Annotated in this window: 3 protein-coding genes; all 3 read left to right on the plus strand. The window is 56.2% G+C overall.

All coding sequences use genetic code 11. From position 1 onward, the window contains the following. The first annotated feature begins 245 nt into the window (after positions 1 to 245). The gene (locus tag G9X64_RS32090; protein ID WP_088678666.1) at positions 246 to 779 is read left to right on the plus strand and encodes a hypothetical protein; all 534 of its coding nucleotides are present in this window, start codon (positions 246 to 248) and stop codon (positions 777 to 779) included. Between the two features lie 399 nt (positions 780 to 1,178). Then, the gene (locus G9X64_RS32095; protein ID WP_171378200.1) at positions 1,179 to 1,823 is read left to right on the plus strand and encodes a hypothetical protein; all 645 of its coding nucleotides are present in this window, start codon (positions 1,179 to 1,181) and stop codon (positions 1,821 to 1,823) included. A gap of 70 nt (positions 1,824 to 1,893) precedes the next feature. After that, positions 1,894 to 2,105 (plus strand): hypothetical protein (locus tag G9X64_RS36240; protein WP_210259756.1); only part of this gene is annotated, 212 nt, incomplete at its 3' end.

Below are 2,105 nucleotides of genomic sequence, written 5' to 3' on the forward strand. Positions count from 1 at the left end.
GGACAGGCCCCGCCGCCGAGGCGGGGTCAACCGGCGACAAAGATAAGCCGTCGGCAGGCATCGAGCCTGCCGACGGCTTTTTCGGTGCCATGCGTGACCGGAAGTGTCTGATTATGTGAGCAAGGGCAAGCAGAACTTGAGATGAAGAGGCGCGTTTGATTTAATGCGCTGCTCCCAGGGCAAGCCACCCTAACAGGGCCGTCAACGAGCGCGTCTTTTTTCTGATTTAGCCGAGTTTCAATTTGATGGCCGAAAACGATATTCAAGTCAGCCTCGAAAACTGCCTTCAGTTACTGGTAGGGCTGCCATTAAGCATTGCCCGCAACGCTGCGGACATGAAGGTTTTCCATTTTGGTACCATTCGACCGCATCCCTCAGGCAGAGGGACTGTCGGGGCCTATGCACTGCATGTTCAATGCCCGTGGCGCTTCGTTGACGAGAAGACAATAGTCACAGGGACATCAGATCGTTTCGTCGAGCCGGCTGAAGGAACGGAGCCAAACGATGACGACCCTAAATCGGGAAACTTACAGCTCATCAAAATTGCATCTCTGCTGAAAGGCTACGACGCGGAGACAAACTCCTTCGTGAACGCCACAGAGCAACTCGTCGTCATAGCCGTTAACACAGATAACTACGGCGGGGCCGACTTCTTGCTGTCAGGTGGTTACCGCCTGCAGGTTTTCCCGGATGGTTCACTTGGTGAGGATTGGCGCTTTGTCGAGCTTCAAGGCCGCCATGTCGTTATCGAAGGCGGTCGCGTACAGGTTAACGGATAGCAATCTAATCTCAACAGCCGCTCGTCGGAGTTTTTCAACGGTATCTGCCATAAGCGGACGTAACTCGTTCGACGTCACAATGAACGTAAGGTCATGTTGGATAGAAATACTGTGAAAGGAAGGCAGAGAATGGATCATTTCGATATACTTGGCCGCAGCATTGCCGACCCAGTTGTCGAGTCTTATCTTGCCCATCACGAGAAGCTTGACCCTATCGATTTTCGTACGAATGCGGAGATGGGATTTTTCGGCGGTTTCGATAGCGGTTTCGGTCTGCAGGTGGAAAGCCTTTCCGCATACATTGCCGAATTCGAAGAGGTGCGGTCAAGACGCCTGTCGGACGGCGAGGAGAGGATTGTCTCTCGCCTGTCATTTACCGGGCCGGATGCGATCAGGGCAGTGCAACGCGCCTATTCGTCGGCGTTGCCATTCGGTCTGACGTTCGGAGACAGCAGCGACATCGTGGCCGAGAAGCTCGGGACGGGCCCGTTTCGAGAAGGCAAGAGCAGCACGCTGCCGGAATATTCAGCCGAACGCTTCGTTCACTCATATGCTGTCGGCAATATAGTCGCGATCGCAAAATATGACTCCGACTTGCGGCTGATGGCGGTTTATCTGATGCAGGCTGACCGCACCATGCTCAAGGCCACGCGCCGAAAGGCGTCCTTGCCCAAGCAGAAGATCATGCCAGGGAATATCGATAAAGTCGAAGCATTGCGGGTCCAGATGCCGACGCAGCGCTGGCGGGAGTCCATGGCCGAGGGAGACGAGCTTTTCAACGCGGCCGATATCGCCACGGCTGAAACGGCGCTGAATGGGTTCATCGACACGGTGAAGGCCGCAACCAGCCAGCGGGATGCGCAGGCAATCCAGGCAGCGGTCAAGGACATCGTTCTTGCGATCAATGAGATCCACGGCAGAAGCGGGATGATCGAAACACTGGAGCGCGACGAACTTGGTGTCCTGATCGAGGCGGTCGTAAGGGCCTCGGGCTTCAGCCTCCCGGATGATGAAGATATCACCGCCGAATGGCGGGAGTGGTAACGAGACCCGTGTCGCGGAAATCCCTGATTTTCGCTACGGGGGCGGCAAGCGTCGTGTTACGGATGTTCCCTTGATGACGGCAGGATCCGGCAGGCAGTCGGAGCGCGGCTGCCATCGTCATATACCTTCCGCCACTGAGCCGAGCCACGTCCTTCGCGGGCTCGATGAGGCATGTCTGATCGAAAACCGGCTTCGCCTCGATCGTCCTCCCGCAACGGCCTTCCAAAACTTTCTTCCCCTGAGCGCGGTGCGCCCATTCCTCGCGGAACAACAAAGTTTTTC

The sequence above is a fragment of the Rhizobium sophorae genome, from assembly GCF_013087515.1.
GTDB classification, from domain to species: domain Bacteria; phylum Pseudomonadota; class Alphaproteobacteria; order Rhizobiales; family Rhizobiaceae; genus Rhizobium; species Rhizobium sophorae.